This window comes from Bacillus sp. FSL W8-0629, from assembly GCF_038593225.1.
In the GTDB taxonomy this organism is placed as follows: Bacteria; Bacillota; Bacilli; order Bacillales; family Bacillaceae; genus Bacillus; species Bacillus altitudinis.
The window spans coordinates 3,713,544-3,730,478 of the sequence record NZ_CP151975.1 but is presented as its reverse complement, the minus strand read 5'-3'; the positions used below and the strand labels follow the sequence as shown (position 1 = coordinate 3,730,478).

At 40.2% G+C, this 16,935-nt stretch carries 15 protein-coding genes, 1 pseudogene and 1 other annotated feature; of the genes and pseudogenes, 14 read left to right on the top strand and 2 right to left on the bottom strand.

Features of this window, described 5'->3' with window-relative positions; genetic code table 11:
* Position 1: 1 nt before the first annotated feature.
* The 3 genes from NSQ17_RS19280 to NSQ17_RS19270 all read left to right on the top strand — a co-directional run bounded on the left by NSQ17_RS19280 (position 2) and on the right by NSQ17_RS19270 (position 2,598).
* Complete coding sequence (locus tag NSQ17_RS19280; RefSeq protein ID WP_007497388.1) at positions 2-796, top strand: MBL fold metallo-hydrolase; 795 nt, start codon at positions 2-4, stop codon at positions 794-796.
* A gap of 81 nt (positions 797-877) precedes the next feature.
* Complete coding sequence (locus NSQ17_RS19275) at positions 878-2,065, top strand: S1C family serine protease (protein ID WP_342467716.1); 1,188 nt, start codon at positions 878-880, stop codon at positions 2,063-2,065.
* A gap of 68 nt (positions 2,066-2,133) precedes the next feature.
* Positions 2,134-2,598 carry a GNAT family N-acetyltransferase gene (locus NSQ17_RS19270; RefSeq protein WP_135009473.1) on the top strand — a complete coding sequence of 155 codons (465 nt, stop codon included), beginning with the start codon at positions 2,134-2,136 and terminating at the stop codon, positions 2,596-2,598.
* A gap of 39 nt (positions 2,599-2,637) precedes the next feature.
* Here NSQ17_RS19270 and NSQ17_RS19265 read toward each other — a convergent pair whose 3' ends face one another.
* Both NSQ17_RS19265 and NSQ17_RS19260 read right to left on the bottom strand, forming a co-directional pair.
* Positions 2,638-3,519: an ABC transporter ATP-binding protein gene (locus NSQ17_RS19265; protein ID WP_008347478.1), complete on the bottom strand. Its 882-nt coding sequence runs from the start codon at positions 3,517-3,519 to the stop codon at positions 2,638-2,640.
* Positions 3,520-4,209: an ABC transporter permease subunit gene (locus NSQ17_RS19260; protein ID WP_039164793.1), complete on the bottom strand. Its 690-nt coding sequence runs from the start codon at positions 4,207-4,209 to the stop codon at positions 3,520-3,522.
* Positions 4,210-4,401: 192 nt separating this feature from the next.
* Positions 4,402-4,672, top strand: a binding site (T-box leader).
* Between the two features lie 111 nt (positions 4,673-4,783).
* On the opposite strand from NSQ17_RS19260, the gene NSQ17_RS19255 reads away from it, so the two are divergent.
* The 11 genes and pseudogenes from NSQ17_RS19255 (at position 4,784) to NSQ17_RS19205 (ending at position 16,893) form a co-directional block, all read left to right on the top strand.
* Positions 4,784-5,644, top strand: a complete 861-nt coding sequence (locus NSQ17_RS19255) for an S-adenosyl-l-methionine hydroxide adenosyltransferase family protein (RefSeq protein ID WP_135009474.1) — start codon at positions 4,784-4,786, stop codon at positions 5,642-5,644.
* A 14-nt stretch (positions 5,645-5,658) separates the two neighbouring features.
* Complete coding sequence (locus tag NSQ17_RS19250) at positions 5,659-6,216, top strand: ECF-type riboflavin transporter substrate-binding protein (protein WP_041508071.1); 558 nt, start codon at positions 5,659-5,661, stop codon at positions 6,214-6,216.
* Between the two features lie 19 nt (positions 6,217-6,235).
* The gene (locus NSQ17_RS19245) at positions 6,236-7,951 is read left to right on the top strand and encodes an ABC transporter ATP-binding protein (protein ID WP_342467715.1); all 1,716 of its coding nucleotides are present in this window, start codon (positions 6,236-6,238) and stop codon (positions 7,949-7,951) included.
* Positions 7,942-8,772, top strand: a complete 831-nt coding sequence (locus NSQ17_RS19240; protein ID WP_304717551.1) for an energy-coupling factor transporter transmembrane component T — start codon at positions 7,942-7,944, stop codon at positions 8,770-8,772. The genes NSQ17_RS19245 and NSQ17_RS19240 overlap by 10 nt, the downstream gene beginning before the upstream one ends.
* Positions 8,773-8,933: 161 nt before the next feature.
* Positions 8,934-9,104, top strand: a complete 171-nt coding sequence (locus tag NSQ17_RS19235; RefSeq protein ID WP_008360116.1) for a CxxH/CxxC protein — start codon at positions 8,934-8,936, stop codon at positions 9,102-9,104.
* An 80-nt stretch (positions 9,105-9,184) separates the two neighbouring features.
* Positions 9,185-9,664, top strand: coding sequence for a 23S rRNA (pseudouridine(1915)-N(3))-methyltransferase RlmH (gene rlmH / locus NSQ17_RS19230; protein WP_342467714.1), 480 nt, complete (start codon positions 9,185-9,187; stop codon positions 9,662-9,664).
* 251 nt (positions 9,665-9,915) lie between these two features.
* A complete protein-coding gene (locus tag NSQ17_RS19225) occupies positions 9,916-10,221 on the top strand; it encodes a hypothetical protein (RefSeq protein WP_342467713.1) in 306 nt (101 codons plus the stop codon).
* Between the two features lie 683 nt (positions 10,222-10,904).
* A complete protein-coding gene (locus tag NSQ17_RS19220) occupies positions 10,905-12,458 on the top strand; it encodes a restriction endonuclease FokI C-terminal domain-containing protein (protein ID WP_041508067.1) in 1,554 nt (517 codons plus the stop codon).
* A gap of 97 nt (positions 12,459-12,555) precedes the next feature.
* A complete protein-coding gene (locus tag NSQ17_RS19215; RefSeq protein WP_041508066.1) occupies positions 12,556-13,725 on the top strand; it encodes a DNA cytosine methyltransferase in 1,170 nt (389 codons plus the stop codon).
* Between the two features lie 412 nt (positions 13,726-14,137).
* Entirely contained in the window at positions 14,138-15,967 is a 1,830-nt protein-coding gene (locus tag NSQ17_RS19210) for a hypothetical protein (RefSeq protein WP_342467712.1), read from the top strand.
* Between the two features lie 59 nt (positions 15,968-16,026).
* A pseudogene (locus NSQ17_RS19205) lies at positions 16,027-16,893 on the top strand (MBL fold metallo-hydrolase).
* Positions 16,894-16,935: the final 42 nt, after the last annotated feature.

Here is a 16,935-nt window from a genome sequence, read left to right as displayed (position 1 = left end):
CATGAGCTTGCAGTTCAGTGTACTAGCGAGCGGAAGTACGGGGAACGCTTTTTATTTAGAAACCGATGAGCATGCTTTTTTAGTAGATGCAGGCTTAAGCGGCAAACAGATGGTGGAGCTGCTTGGTCAAATCGATCGCAAGCCGGAAGACTTGGACGGAATTTTTGTCACACACGAGCACTCAGATCATATTAAAGGACTCGGTGTGATGGCAAGAAAGTACAAGCTTCCTGTCTATGCAAATGCGAAAACATGGAAGGCGATGGAGTCACATATTGGGAAAGTGGATACGGAGCAGAAATTCCACTTTGATATGGAGACGGTTCAATCATTTGGCGGACTCGATGTTGAATCATTTGGCGTATCACATGATGCGGCAGAGCCCATGTTTTACGTATTCCATTATGGCGGGCGTAAACTTGCCCTTATGACGGATACAGGCTATGTGAGTGACCGGATGAAAGGGATTATTAAATCAGCCAATACGTTTGTATTTGAGAGCAACCATGATGTCGGCATGCTGCAAATGGGGCGCTACCCATGGAGTATTAAACGCAGAATTTTGAGCGATGTCGGACACGTATCCAATGAAGATGCAGCTCTTGCTATGACAGACGTGATTGGAGACGCCACCTCACGCATTTATTTGGCCCACTTGAGTCAAGACAACAACATGAAGGACTTAGCCCGTATGGCGGTCCAGCAGACGCTTGAAATGAAGGGCTTTGTTGTAGGGGACGGCTTTGATTTATATGATACGGACCCGAAAAAAGCAACCCCGCTTTGCGCCGTATGATTTTTACAATCGTATGATTAAGATAAGAGCTTCTTACCAACACTATATACATCATCTATTCACTGAAAGGAAGGAAACATAGTGGATTATCGCGATGTAGAGTGGAAGCCGAGACGAAGCAGAAAAGGATATTTCCTATCTGGTCTGATCGGTGTATTGGTAGGAGCTTTTTTAATGGGATTCTTTTTCCCCTATGTGTCTGGCCAAAGCGGCAGCCCCTTTGGCTGGCAGTCAACTGGAGATCAGCAGGCATCAGATGGCCCTTTAAAGACCGTCAATGTGAACGTGAATGATGCGGTCACAAAAGTGGTATCAAGTATGTCGGATACGGTTGTCGGCGTCATTAACATTCAAAAGTCGAGCTTTTGGGAAGAAGGCGGTGAAGCAGGCAGCGGGTCAGGTGTGATTTATAAAAAAAAGGGTGACACCTTTTATATTGTGACCAACCATCATGTCATCAAAGGCGCAAACCAGCTTGAAGTGAGCCTTCAGGACGGGACAAGGATCGGGGCAAATCTTGTCGGCAGTGATCAGCTTATGGATTTAGCGGTACTCACGGTCAAAAGTGATAAGATCAAGAAAACCGCCGCCTTCGGCAATTCAGACCATGTCAAACCAGGTGAGCCTGTCATCGCCATTGGAAATCCATTAGGTCTTGAATTTGCTGGCTCCGTCACACAAGGTGTGATTTCTGGAACGGAGCGTGCGATCCCTGTTGATTCTAATGGGGATGGACAGACGGATTGGAATGCGGAAGTTTTGCAAACGGATGCCGCCATTAATCCTGGGAACAGCGGCGGAGCCTTGATTAATATGGACGGCAAAGTGATCGGCATCAATTCAATGAAGATTGCTGAGTCAGAGGTGGAAGGGATTGGGCTGTCTATTCCTGCGAATCTGGTGATCCCTGTCATAGAAGATTTAGAGCGCTATGGAGAGGTGAAGCGTCCGTACCTTGGTGTTGGGATGAAATCACTAGCAGATATTGCGAGCTATCATTGGCAGGAAACGTTAAAACTGCCATCAAAGGTCACAACCGGAGTCGTCGTGATGAGTGTCGAGCCTTTGTCTCCAGCAGGGAAAGCAGGGTTAAAAGAGCTGGATGTCGTGACGTCGTTTGACGGCAAGGAAGTACAAAATATCGTCGATCTGCGTAAATATCTTTATCAAAAGAAAGTAGGCGACAAGGTAAAGGTGCAATTTTACCGAAGCGGAAAGAAAAAATCAGTCGAGATCAAACTCTCCCAAACCGATCGGTTCGGTGGCTAGCCAGTTCCTATAGGGGACTGGCTTTTTTTACATGCCCGGCATATGATAAAGAAAAGGGGGAGATACGATTGGTCACATTACTACCAATGTCGCAAACAGATTATGACGTCTTGATAGAGAAGGCCATTAAGCGGTACGCAGAAGAAAAGGTACACGCAGGGACATGGAATCAGGAAGAAGCGCAAAAGAACGCAGAGGAACAATTTGACCGGCTGCTTCCTGAAGGACTTCAGACAGAAGATCATGAGTTGTGGAACATCTTACATGGAGAAGAAGCCATTGGATGGGTATGGCTTTGCTATGATCCAGATCATCCCCAGCATGAAGGATTTATTTATAATTTTATTTTGTTTGAAGCGTATCGAGGAAAAGGGTTGGCAAAACAGGCCATGACGGCATTAGAAGAGCAGGCAAAGTCATTAGGTGTGAAGAAACTATCGCTGCATGTCTTTGCCCATAATCAAATCGCCCGCTCACTTTATAAGAAAACGGGATTTGCTGAGACTGGGATTTACATGAGCAAGCCTTTATAAAAAAAGAGAAGTACCGTGCAGTGAGCGTACGGTACTTTTTTATGTGGACATCATGGCATCTTGCGCCGTGACTCGGTATAGGTCGACTTTGCATTTCACAAACGCACGGATGATGGCTGGGACTTGAGCTTCTGAACGAATCAACAATGAGGTCTCGTCATCTCTGATCACAAGGTCTGTTCCCACACTTTGTAAGTACTGCGTGAGAACAGGCTTCACCTCATCATCAATCCATGCATGCTTGAAGGTGGCACGAATGGTTGAGGACGTGATGGTTTTCTCTTGAGGATGAGTACTTGAGGACACGATTTTTCCTTCAGATATGAAAGCTGTTTTGGTACAAATAGGCTGGGTGAACCTTGGCTCGTCTGCTGTTAAAAAGACAGTTTTCCCTTCAAATTTTAACGATTCAATCACCCGCTGGATATGTAAGATAGAATCTGCATCAATATCCGCAAAAGGCTCATCAAGTAAAATAAAGTCAGGCTGATGAGCGATGGCCTGAGCCATTCCGAGCCGCTTCTTCATCCCAGGTGTAAAGGCACCGACTTTCTCTTGATGATAACGATGTAAGCCAACAAATTCGAGTAATTCTTCATAATAGCTCGTTTTCTGGCGAGTACCCGTAATTTTCGATAAATAGGCAATATGCTCAATAGCAGTCAGCCCTTCATATAAATCTGTATATTCAGGCAGAACACCGATATGATGACGTACTTTTTTTAACGACGTCATGTTCATCATGATAAACGTGCCAGAGGTGGGGCGGGAGATCCCTGTAATGATATTAAAGAAGGTCGTCTTACCAGCACCCTTCGGTCCAATGAGGCCGAAGATATCCCCTTGATGGATATCAAGATCAATATGATCTATTGCGACTTTCGTCCGATATTTTTTTGTCAGCCCTTTTGTGTGAAGCACTTAGACATCCCTCCTCTGAAACAGTAGTGCAGTTCCAACGAGTAAGACAACAGTCAATGCGGCATTCATCAGCACATAGGTCAGCGGTTCACTCCAGCGAGCATAATAGTAAGGCGTCACGTATTGGAACCAGTGAATCAACCGTTCTGAAGAAAGAACAGACATCATGCTCATGATTGGAAATAGAAAGGAAAACAACATGCCAACAAACATCGATTTCTGTGGTGTTGGAAAGAGCATGGACAAAAACAAAGCACAGGAGATGCCGACACTGATAAACGTTAATATTTTTAAGGCATCAGAGAACAGAAAACGATGTGAAATCACCATATTTAATATATATGTGGTCATAATGCAACTGAGCCAGAACAGCATCAGCCCAAGATATTTCCCGATGACAATGTTTAAACGGGTCGTTTTGCTGACGAGAAAACGAATGGTTTTCAAATGAATTTCGCGGCTCAAAATATCATGAGATAATAAAAAAATAAGGAAGAAACCAAATAACGACATTACTAGTTCATTCCCAATGGAATAAGGGTCCTTTGCCTGTTCCCACTTCCCTTGATAAGCAGCTATAAATGGAAGACTTGATACAAAAGTAGATAAAATGAAAATAATAACAATAGTTAAGATGGATTTTGTGCTTTTGAAGAGCTGCTTAAATTCATTCATACAGATGGTCCACACACACTGTACCTCCCTTCATCTTTATTATACCGCTAGAAAAGAAAGACACCATATCTCGCTCTTTAACATTTGCTTAAATTTTATAAAAAAGAAGACTCTTCCAGAACAGTTAACTCATTTTTAAAAATGTTCAGAAAAATATCTTGATTTATCAAAAAACATCATGTATGATAGCTTTAATTCAAGATAGTTAAACAGGCAATGACGAGAGAAAGTACAATCATCAATTTTTCCACAGAGAGCTTCGGCAGCTGAAAAGAAGCAAAAATAATGATTCGAAAAATGGTCTCTGAGCCTCGTGCTGAACATATCCATGATATTAGTAGGTGACGACGAGAGTTGGTACTCGTTATCAAAACCACAGTATATGAGCCAAATTGGAGCTTTGTACTTGTAGAGGCTGTTTAGCGCGAGCAAACAGTAAATAAAGGTGGTACCACGAGACAAATACCTCGTCCTTATGATTCATAGATAAGGATGGGGTATTTTTTATTGTCCACTTTTTTTCATACAAATGTTCAAATGTTCCACGTGAAACACCACAACCATTTTTTCAAATGAAAGGGAGATTAACATGAGTGAACATGCATTGGTTTTGCAATCAGATTTCGGTATTGATGATGGAGCGGTCAGCGCAATGTACGGCGTAGCCAATACAGTGAGCAGCGGCATCCGCATTTTTGATTTAACTCACAACATTCCCCAATATGATATTTGGGAAGCGTCTTATCGCTTGCTTCAGACGGTCACATATTGGCCGGAAGAAACGGTATTTGTCTCCGTTGTTGATCCAGGCGTTGGATCAGAGCGAAAGAGCCTTGTCGTCAAAACAACAAGCTCACACTACATCATCACACCTGATAATGGGACACTTACGCATGTCGCACAGGATATTGGCATCGTGGAGGCTCGGTATTTAGATGAAACCATCAATCGTCTGCCGAAGTCAGGAAAATCACATACATTCCATGGTAGAGACATTTACGCCTATACAGGCGCGAGAATTGCTTCAGGTGTGATTTCTTTTGAAGAGGTCGGGCCAAAGGCGAATATAGAGGACATTATTCACCTTTCAGTCGTACAAGCTTATGCGGAAGAAGAAGTGATCACAGGGACGATTGATATTTTAGATGTGCGGTTCGGAAACCTATGGACAAACATTCATCATACGTTATTTGAACAGCTTTCAATCAATTATGGGGATGCAATAGAAGTTACCATTGCCAACGGGCCAAAAAATGTGTATAAAAATATCATGACCTATGGACGATCTTTTGCCGATTTAAAGGTAGGCGAACCACTCGTATATGTCAATTCACTCGATCATTTAGGCGTGGCGATCAATCAAGGGTCATTTGCAAAGGCTTATAACATCGGTACAGGCACAGGCTGGCGCCTTTCGATTCGCAAAGCTCCGCGCATTATATATGAATAAGAGGAGGAAACATCATGGCAGGTAAACAACTTTCAACGAAAACTGTCGTTGCCATCGGAATTGGCGCAGCCGTCTTTGTCATTTTAGGACGCTTCGTCTCCATTCCAACTGGGATTCCGAATACACAAATTGAAACATCGTACGCGTTCCTTGCATTAATGGCCGTGCTATTTGGTCCTGTTGCAGGCGCATTGATTGGATTTATTGGCCATCTCATTAAAGATGCCACCACATTTGGACCTTGGTGGAGCTGGATTATCGTTTCGGGTGTTGTTGGTTTATTGATCGGCCTCATTTCGAACCGTTTAAAAGTAGAAGAGGGCGACTTTGGCTGGAAAAAAATCACGCTCTTCAACGCCGTCCAAGCCGGCGCACAAGCATTAGGCTGGTTTGTCATTGCGCCGGTACTCGACATTGTGATCTATGCAGAACCTGCAAATAAAGTGTTTGTTCAAGGCATCGTAGCAGGAATCTCAAACATCATCACAGTCGGTGTACTAGGCACCATCATCATTGCGGCTTATGCGAAAACAAGAAGCAAAAGCGGCAGTCTATCGAAAGAAACATCATGAAGCAAGGTGGAACACATAAATGAAGAAACCGATGATTCAATTCGAACATTTCGGATTCAAGTATCGCAGTCAGGCAGAACCAACATTGAAAGATATCAACCTGACCATCTATGAAGGAGAAAAAGTCCTCATCGCAGGCCCGTCTGGATCGGGAAAAAGCACACTAGCCCATTGTATCAATGGGCTAGTTCCTGCGTCTTATAAAGGTTCTATGGAAGGAAGTCTTCACATCGGCGGGAAAAATGCAGAGAAAGAGAACATTTTCTCTCTTTCACAGCTCGTTGGAACGGTACTGCAAGACCCTGATGGACAATTTATCGGGCTGACCGTTGGAGAAGATATCGCGTTCACACTAGAAAATGATCAAGTCACACGCGAAGAAATGAAAACACGTGTCGAGAAAGCGGCAAAATTAACAGAGGTAGACGGCAAACTGGCATCATCCGTGCATGAGCTGTCAGGCGGTCAAAAACAACGTGTCGCCATCGCAGGCGTACTTGTCAACGATGTCGACATTTTGCTGTTTGATGAACCACTGGCAAGCCTTGATCCCGCAACAGGTAAAGAAGTGATCGATCTCATTGACCGTCTGCAAAAAGAAACGAAAAAAACGGTCGTGATGGTGGAACATCGATTGGAAGACGTCCTCTTCCGCCATGTCGACCGCATCATCGTTGTCAATGACGGCACGATTGCAGCGGATATGACACCAGATGAATTGCTCGCCTCAAATGTATTAGAAGCGGCGTGTTTACGTGAGCCTTTATATGTGAGAGCGATGAAATATGCAGGTATTCCGATTGCAGCAGGAGATCAGATCGCTAATTTACAGCATCTCACCTTAAATGACGAGGCAAAAGAGAAAATCGAGCAATGGATGGAAGCATCTGAGCCATCAGTCGAGCAGAATGAAGCACCGGATTTACTAGAAGTGCGTGAGCTGAGCTTTGATTATCCGACAAGACCAAACACGCTGAGCAACATCTCTTTTACCGTCAAAAAAGGAGAAATGATCAGCATCGCCGGTGCCAATGGCGCAGGCAAGACGACACTATCCAAGGTGCTCTGCGCATTTGAAAAGCCAACAAAAGGGACAATCCTTTTAAATGGCAATGACATCACAGGAGACACCATCAAACAGCGCTCCGAACGAATCGGTGTCGTCATGCAAAACCCAAATCAAATGATTTCGAAACAAATGATTTTTGATGAAGTCGCACTAGGTCTCGTTTTAAGAGGTGTACAGGAAGACGACATCAAGGATCGTGTAGAGCGGGTTTTAAAAGTGTGCGGGCTGTATCCATTTCGAAATTGGCCGATCTCAGCACTTAGTTTTGGACAGAAAAAACGCGTCACCATTGCATCCATTCTTGTGTTAGAGCCAGAAATCATCATTTTAGATGAGCCAACGGCCGGTCAAGATTTTAGACATTACACAGAGATGATGACGTTTTTAGAGCAATTAAATCAGCAGGGCGTCACGATTTTGATGATCACCCATGATATGCATTTGATGCTCGAATACACAACAAGAACCATTGTCATTTCAGATGGAGAAAAAATCGCAGACGATACACCAGCTAAAGTACTGACAGATCAGTTGCTAGTCCAAAAGGCGAGCTTAAAGGAAACGTCGCTGTATGAACTGGCGCTAAAAGCAGACTGGCCAAATCCAAATGAACTCGTGGATCGCTTCATTGAGGTTGACAGAAAGGAACGAATGACATGGCTGTAGACATGCTGTCCTATATCGACCGCCCGTCACCAATTCACCGGCTGACAGGTGCCACCAAACTCATTTGCTTTATCCTCTGGTCATCCGCAGCGATGCTCACGTATGATACAGGCGTATTAGTGTTTATGCTAGTTGCCAGTATCGTGTTCTTTCAGCTATCAAACGTACGATTTCGTGATATCTCTTTCATAGTGATTGTCTTGGCGATTTTTCTTGTCATCAATAACATCGCCATTTACGTCTTTGCACCTCAGCAAGGTGTCGCCATCTATGGAGCGAAGCACGAGCTGTTTCACATTGCAGGCTGGTACAATGTCACACTTGAACAGCTTTTCTATCAATTGAACATTACACTGAAATACGTGACCGTGATGCCAGCGGCGCTTTTGTTTATCGTGACAACAAATCCAAGTGAATTCGCCTCATCGCTCAGCAGAATCGGGATCAGCTACCGGATTTCGTATGCGGTAGCGATTGCTCTGCGCTACATTCCAGATATTCAGCGGGATTTTCGAACGATCGCGATTTCTCAGCAAGCAAGAGGCATTGATTTGTCAAAGAATGAAAAACTGGGAAAACGGATTAAAAATGCGCTGTCGATTGTGATGCCGCTGATTTTCTCCAGCCTAGAGCGGATTGAAACGATCAGCAATGCGATGGAACTGCGCGGGTTTGGAAAGCATAAAAAGCGCACATGGTTTACGGCGAAAGACTTTCAAAAAGCAGATTATGCGGCGTTAATCTTTGTTGGAGCGGTACTGATTGTGTCGCTAGTGATTACATTTGTTAGAGGAACGAGATTTTATAATCCATTTTTATAGGAAGGAGCCTTCACAGGAGTGGAGGCTTTTTTATTTGGTTTGTGGATAAAAGGTGTGGAAAATGGTAAAAGACTATTAACATGTGAATAAATCGGTTATATTGAACAATGAGCGAAACACATGTGAATAACCAAACAACATATTGGAGGAATTAGAAACTTATGAACAAATCACTTTATGCTTGTGCAGAACATATAGAAACCGTACTAGACATGTACATAGATGATCACGAAACACCGCCAGAATTCAGAAAAATCGAACATACACACAGCTTATCCACAACCTGTGAATTGTGCGATGAACCTGCAATATATATAGTGGGGAACGAATGATCGGACACAAAATACACAAATTTTATCCACAATTGTTGATAACTTATATGAATAACTTGTTCTTAAGGTGGGGATGACCTGTGAATATATCAATTATCACAGTAGGAAAATTAAAAGAGAAATATTTAAAGCAAGGCATAGCCGAATACACAAAACGATTACAAGCATACGCAAAAATCGAGATCATTGAGCTCGCAGACGAAAAAGCACCCGAGAATCTCAGCGAGCAAGACATGAAAATCATCAAAGACAAAGAAGGCGAACGCATCCTAAGCAAAATCAACCCAGACGCCCACGTCATCGCCCTCGCCATCGAAGGAAAAATGAAAAGTTCCGAAGAATTAGCCAATACAATAGATAAGCTGGCAACATACGGAAAAAGTAAGGTATGTTTTGTCATAGGCGGGTCACTTGGGTTAAGTGATGCTGTCATGCAGCGCTCGAATGAGAAACTGTCGTTTTCGAAAATGACGTTCCCGCATCAGTTGATGAGGTTGGTGTTGGTGGAGCAGATTTATCGGGCGTTTCGGATTGTTCGGGGGGAGCCTTATCATAAGTAAACGGGGATTTTAATTTTCAAAGTAAATAGTTTGACTAATCCTTAGTCGGGCTATTTTTTTTATAATAGATATATTAGTATATTGGAGGTCTTCGGTAGTGAAAGAATTTTTTGTAAATAATGTTTCTAATTACATAGAAGAAATAAAAAATATATCCTCTAGAGGCTTTTCATTTTTCAGAGGACAAGGTTCAAATAAACATCAATTGCTTCCTTCTCTTTTAAGGAAGAATAATAGTTTAGTTGATGTGTATGGAACAAATTGTGACAAAAATTTTCAAAAGATATAATACCGGTTCACATCCTTTAAGTAGACAAGAAATACGAAATGTAGTTTATAGAAGTGCAGTGAATGATTGGTTAAATCAACATATAGAAACCTATTATAATTCAGTTTCAACATATAAATATATATATAATATGACTAAGAAAAGGTTTTCGGATAAAACCGCACACGAAAATATTCAAACTATGCTTTACATATTAGAAATTGGACTAGAAAGTAAATATGAAACGTCTCCAGAGTATGCAGAAGAGTTTATGAAAAAAACACCATAACAATAAATCAAGAAAGCCGAATTGAGAAACTATCAATTTTATTAGATAAAGTAAATAATTTCTATGAAAAGATATATTGGGAGTACGGTATTAAATACCCTTTTTCAAAAGAAATTTATGGAGTTGAAAGTAGAAATTACAAAGTGCAAATACCTATTCTAATGATTATTGCAGATTTCTTGCGGAAATTAATTGAACGGGATGTAGATTTGACTAAAACAGTGAACACTGGAGTTATTCTCAAAGTAATATCAGATGTTATGAAAGATTCTTACTTAGAGAATAATTTTAAAGGTTCAAGTACAAGACCAGAATTATTAATAGAAACATCAAATAAATTGTTTGAAAAATTAGCTAAGGGTGATCTCGTTTAGATACATCACGGAGAGCCTTATCATAAGTAGCTTCAAAAGAATTGAAAGAACGAGCCTCAACTTCTAATGTAATATTGTTAATGTGTTGTTCGGATATTCTCCATCTGCTTTTCGAAAGTACTCAACAGAGTTTGAATGTTTATGGTTTCGATCTAATAAATTTCGGATAAATAAGGATATTTTTTAAAAAATAAACATTATAAAGTGAAAGTGACCCATAATATACGAGTTCTACAAGAGATAGATAACTTAAATTTGGTTAAATTTGATACAATAAGACTATAGTTTATATGAAACGGAGTGATGAGTATGATTAATAATTGGCAAGTACCTCGAAATAAACGAAGACTTTATCCTGTTGTAGATATATTATCATTATTCACATTACAAAATTTAGGTGAGAATTGGAGAGGAAGTTTATCACGTCAATTAGATTTTGAAACGGAATTAGAAAGATATGGATTGAAAAGAGTGGGACAACGTAGGGATAGGAGAGCTGGTGGGGCGAGAACATACGAATCATGGTTATACAATTTAGGTCTTGTCTATATAGAAACAGAGACGAACATCACTCGTACTACATTAGCAGGAGATGCATTGCTTTCTGGTCAGCCACCAGTTCCTATTGTCACAAATCAATTAATGAAGTTGCAGTATCCTTCTCCTTACTCTTTAAGAAGAAGAGTAAATATCAATAAGCGCTTTCAAATTCGACCATTTCGCTTTCTATTAAAACTCCTATTAGATAATCGTGTACATACTTTGTCTAAAGAAGAGATTGGGAGATTTGTAATTACAGAAGGAGAAAACGAATCACAAGGGTGCTTTGAAAACGTGGTACAACGTATTTTAGATTACAGGTTACTGGGGGATGCTGTTTTACCCGAGAACTTTGAGGAGCTATATCCAAGTAGTACCACTGGTGTTAGAAGTCGAGAGAAGACTATCAGTGGATTAGAGGATATTGCTAATACCCTAATCAATTACTTGGAATATACTCAGTTCATAAGCAGGAATGATAATGGAAGTATATTTATTTTGCCTGAGAGAATTGTAGATGTGCAATCGATTATGACTGATGGGACCACATTGAGAAGGTTAGACGCTAATCATCAATTTGGCATAGAAAATTTTCAAAGAAACTTTGGATTAGCTCCAGGTCAAAATCGTGATAATCGTAATTTTGGTGGGCAAAACATTACAGATAATATATACAGAGAGAGGCGAATTCGGAGTGAACTTCTGCACATAGCGGGTACGACTCCAATATCCACCATAACCGATGACATATTAAACAGGATTTCGTCTGCGACCGGTTATACGACAAATGAGGTAGCAAGAGCTCTAGATGGATTTCGACCGGATACTTTTTCGCTGTTTGAAGCTACCTATATGAACATGGCTGTCAGCGGAAGAGAACTTGCTACCGAGTTTGAGTTGGCTACCCAAAATGTTTTTGAAGAGTTAGGGTTTAATGCCCAGCATGTGGGGGCTAAACCACTACATCCTGATATCTATGTAGAATCACCGTTGAACTATTCGGGAATCATTGATACTAAGGCTTACAGAAGGTACTCGATTACAAATGACCATAGAAATCGAATGGTCAGGAACTACATACCAACCTATAGAGATGATGACTTCACATTCTTTATGTACGTAGCAGATGGATTTGGTTCTAATATTTCTTCACAGATACAAAGTATTGCTGAAGAAACAAATATCAATGGAACGGTGATTACTGCATCTAATATAATGAGGCTTCTACAAAGGAATCAAGTCGCTACAATTGATCACGCTTCTCTTAGAAACTTGTTCACAAGCAACGAGGTAGTCTCGATTTCTGATATTAATTCATTGTAATAGAGAGTGTTCGTACTACAATTATTTTCAACCGTTTAACTATGGTGTATAATAAATAAAAGCGAACAAAAGTACGAACACTTGGAGTTGTGAAGTAATGATATTTAAAAAAGGCGAGCTCTTTTGTGGGCCAGGAGGATTGACGCTTGGGGCAAGAGAAGCTCAGATTGAAAAAAATGGTGAAGTATTCAAAGTAGAGCACCAATGGGCTAATGATTACGATGAAGCGACATGTAATACGTTTAGACATAACATATGTCCAGGAAATCCTGAATCAGTTATTTGGGAAGATGTTAGACAGTTAGATGTCACAAAGTTACCAGCAATAGATTGCTTTGCATTTGGCTTCCCTTGTAATGACTACAGCATAGTAGGCGAATCAAAGGGCTTGGAAGGTGAATACGGTCCTTTATACACTTATGGTATAAAGGTATTAAAGCATCATAAACCCAAATGGTTTATAGCAGAGAATGTAGGTGGGTTGGAAAGCTCCAATGAAGGAAAAGCATTTATAAAAATAATGCAGGAAATGGAAGAGTCAGGGTACAACATTACTCCTCATTTATACAAGTTTCAAGAGTATGGCGTACCGCAAGCTCGACATAGAATTATAATAGTCGGAATTAGGAAAGATTTTGGTTGGAAGTTTAAAGTGCCTAAAGCTCCTTTTAAGAGTCCTACACAGTGGAAAACAACAAGAGAAGCACTGGAAAATCCACCTATACCAGCAGATGCTTTTAACCATGAGTATACAAAACATAAAGGCAAGGTAATAGAGATGTTAGAGTCAATACCACCTGGTGAAAATGCATGGTTTGAAGGTATTCCAGAGCATTTGCGATTAAATGTAAAAGGTGCAAGATTATCTAACATCTATAAAAGGCTTAATCCTGATACCCCTGCTTATACGGTCACTGGTTCAGGTGGGGGTGGTACTCACATGTACCATTACGATGAGCCAAGAGCTTTGACTAATAGAGAGCGAGCGAGATTGCAAACTTTTCCAGATGACTTTGAGTTTTTGGGTGGGAAAGAAAGCGTCAGAAAGCAAATAGGCATGGCAGTTCCTCCAGACGGAGCAAAAGTTATAGTTGAAGCAATACTCAAATCTTTTGCAGGTATTGAATACGAATACGAAACTTCAAAATGGGAATATGAACTAAGTGAGATGTTACTTACTGGTCAAACTAAAAAGAGCAGAAAAAAGTCAAAATCCATTGAAGAAAAAGTATTAGAAGATGTAGTGCAAACAAAATTGTTTAAGTAATCTCATTAATAAGTATCGTTTGAGGTAGTGTCCTTAGACGATACTTTTTTAAATTTCGGTAATTGAAGAAATTATAAAAAACATAGCATTCATACTTAGTTAAAGGAATATTTTATCTAGAGATAATATTATTTCTTTAAGAGCCCATATCAGTGATCATAAAGTAGATGTCTTTACTATTGGTCCTGATTTCAAGTTTTCCCACTTTATATTCTATAATTTGAAATGAGTAAAGGTTTTTTAAGTAGTTTGGTAAATCACCTAGTAAAGTGAAGTGGTAATTGGTATGGTTAGTGTCTGCCAAATTTTTATAGTAAAGTATATATTGGAAGATAAGAAGAATTATTTATTGTTTAAAAGAATCTCTTATAACGGAGATTAAGGGAGATCAATAGAATTAAAGGAGACTTCCATGAGTTTTAAAGAAAACTTTAAACGTGAAATACGTAACGTAATAAAAGATGTAGAAAAAGAAATAAATAAAACATGGAAAATTGATTATAAAGGGCATTCTATAGAAATTACAAACCAAATAAAAGAAGAGCAACTAATCATTGATGGTGTGACAGTTGATAAAAAACAACGAAAAAGTTTATTGACTCATATGATCCCTTATTCAAAATTGTCAGGGATATTGGAGCTTCAAGATGGTACAAAACACAAAGTGTCCGTTAAACTTGGTGGGTATGTACGATTTCGTTGTATGGTGAAGGTAGATCATGAAACGGTTTTAGATGAATCAATGAAGATAGACTTTCTCCCATGGGATCATAAAGAGAAAATCGTTCCCTTTATTCAACAACAAATTCAATCACATCATAAAATAGTAGACGACCGTTTACCCGATGAAGATTATTTATTTGACGAAAATGAACCACGATTGGCTCCCGGTTTATCTGATTATTATGTAGATGAACGACCTGCCCCTTTTTATGTGAAGAAACTATTGAAGCTTTTTGAAATACAACTGAATCATCCTACAAACGAAACTAGAAAAAAAACATATGAAAAAATCATTTCTAACAATATGGCGAGTCGCAACAGTGAGCTAATTGAACGATTTCAGCAAACACAATGGGCTGAATCCCGTGTACAGCAAGAAGCGTTATGGCTTCTTGAACATGCGGCACATCGGGAGGTCGTCAAATTTGCAGTCATGATACTGGGATGTACAAACTGTGAAAAATACAAAGAGCTTTTATTCACAATAGGTATGCATGAAGAATTTACTTCTTATGTCGTGTTTGCATTGAAGAATGGCACAATTCAAGGAAACGAACATGTTTGGCGTCTTGCAAAGTCCGTCGATGGATGGGGAAAAATTTCGGCTGTTGAGCAATTGGAAGCTTCGACGCCAGAAATAAAACGTTGGTTACTAACAAAGGGCTGCGAAAATACAATCATGAATGAATACTTAGCCTATACTTGCGCTCTTAATGGTGATCTGGAAACAGCTTTATCAGAAGATGAAATTTCCAAAGAAATATACGATGGAGCGAGTCTCATCATTCAAGCGTTATTAGAAGATGAGGTTTCTATCTACGGAATCGATGAGTATTCAAATGCAAGCTCAGTTCTCTGCCGATTTATTCACCATGCTCATAAGCACTGCCAAACAATTGAGGACTTTTATCCAATATTGAAAATAAATGAGTTTTTAAATGATGAACAAGAGATTTGGGAAGACCGATTGAATGCTTCATGGAAACAGGACGATTATAAGGCTATCCAGGAAGCTGTTCAACCGTTTATCAATGACAGTAGATGGCCAAAGCTTGCAACCGATTCGTTACACCAGGTTTTTAGCTCCCAAGCACTTGAAATCGCTCTCTTTTATCGTTTAGATGTGATTGAGCATCTATTTGCTTTGCTTGAGAAAGATCCGACAAATAGTGAAATATACTTTGCTGTGATGGACACAAATCATCACCAGCATATTAGAGAGCTTTGTACATTTGCAGAAACACATTTATCGTTATCAAACCTCTCAGATGATGAAGTGGCTTGTCTACAATATATTGTGCAAGATTTATATGAACACGAAGGTGTAGGATTGCCATTGATTCAAGCTGCACTTAGATCAAATGATGGAAATTTACAGTATCATGCTTTAAGTGTATTAAAAGAATGGTCTCCTTCGTATTCGCAGCAAGCGGCCACAAGAGAATTGATTGAACATATTGCCGTGAAGACAAAGGATAAGGAAGATCGAAAGTTAGCCAAATACTTATTAAAGAAATAGGCTTCGGTTTACCTTCGCACTACGAGAATAAAATCTAAATATTAGAGAGCAGGCACACCATGCACACAATCAAAAAAATAGGCCAAACCTTCTCCTACATCACACCAATATCACTCACTGACCGCCCCATCCTAGGCATGGTCGTAGGCAATAACAAAACATTAATGATCGATGCTGGTAATTCAGAAGATCATGCGAACTATTTCATCCAAAAGACCTTAAAACAAGAGAACGTCACGCCGGATATGGTTGTCCTCACTCATTGGCATTGGGATCATATTTTTGGTCTACCGGCGCTGCCTCATGCGGTTTCAATTACTTCTGCAAAAACCAGAAAGGAAATGGAGAAGCTTCTTCCGTTTTCTTGGTCAGATGAGGCGATTGATGAGCGGGTGAGGGAAGGAACGGAGATTGAGTTTTGCGCGAAGGCGATAAAAGAAGAATATAAGAATCACCGAGAGATTCAGGTGGTTTTACCGGATGTGACGTTTGATCGTCGGATGGAGATTGATCTTGGCGGGGTCACTTGTGTTGTGTAGCATGTTGGGGGCGATCATGCCGCAGATTCAGTGATCGTGTATGTGAAAGAGGAAAAAATCCTGTTTCTTGGTGATTGCATTTATCCGAAAATGTATGCAGAAAAAGTACATTTTACGGTGAAAGAAATTTTGCGTCTTTTAGATGAGTTAGATGCTTTTGATGCGGAGACGTATATTCCTTCACATCAAAGACCGTGGACAAAAGAGGAGTTTCGTCAGGAAACAGACAAGCTTCGAATGATGGCGAAATACACTGATCTTTATGGTGGAGACCAGGAGAAAATCAAGAGTGAATATCAAACACATGTGAACAGAGAACTAAAAGAAGATGAGTTAGAGACAATCGCTTATTTTGTAAATGGTTATGAAGGATTAGCAGAGGGATAAACCTCTGCTTTTTTTATTTTCATGGCTCGTCCTTTTCCCTGA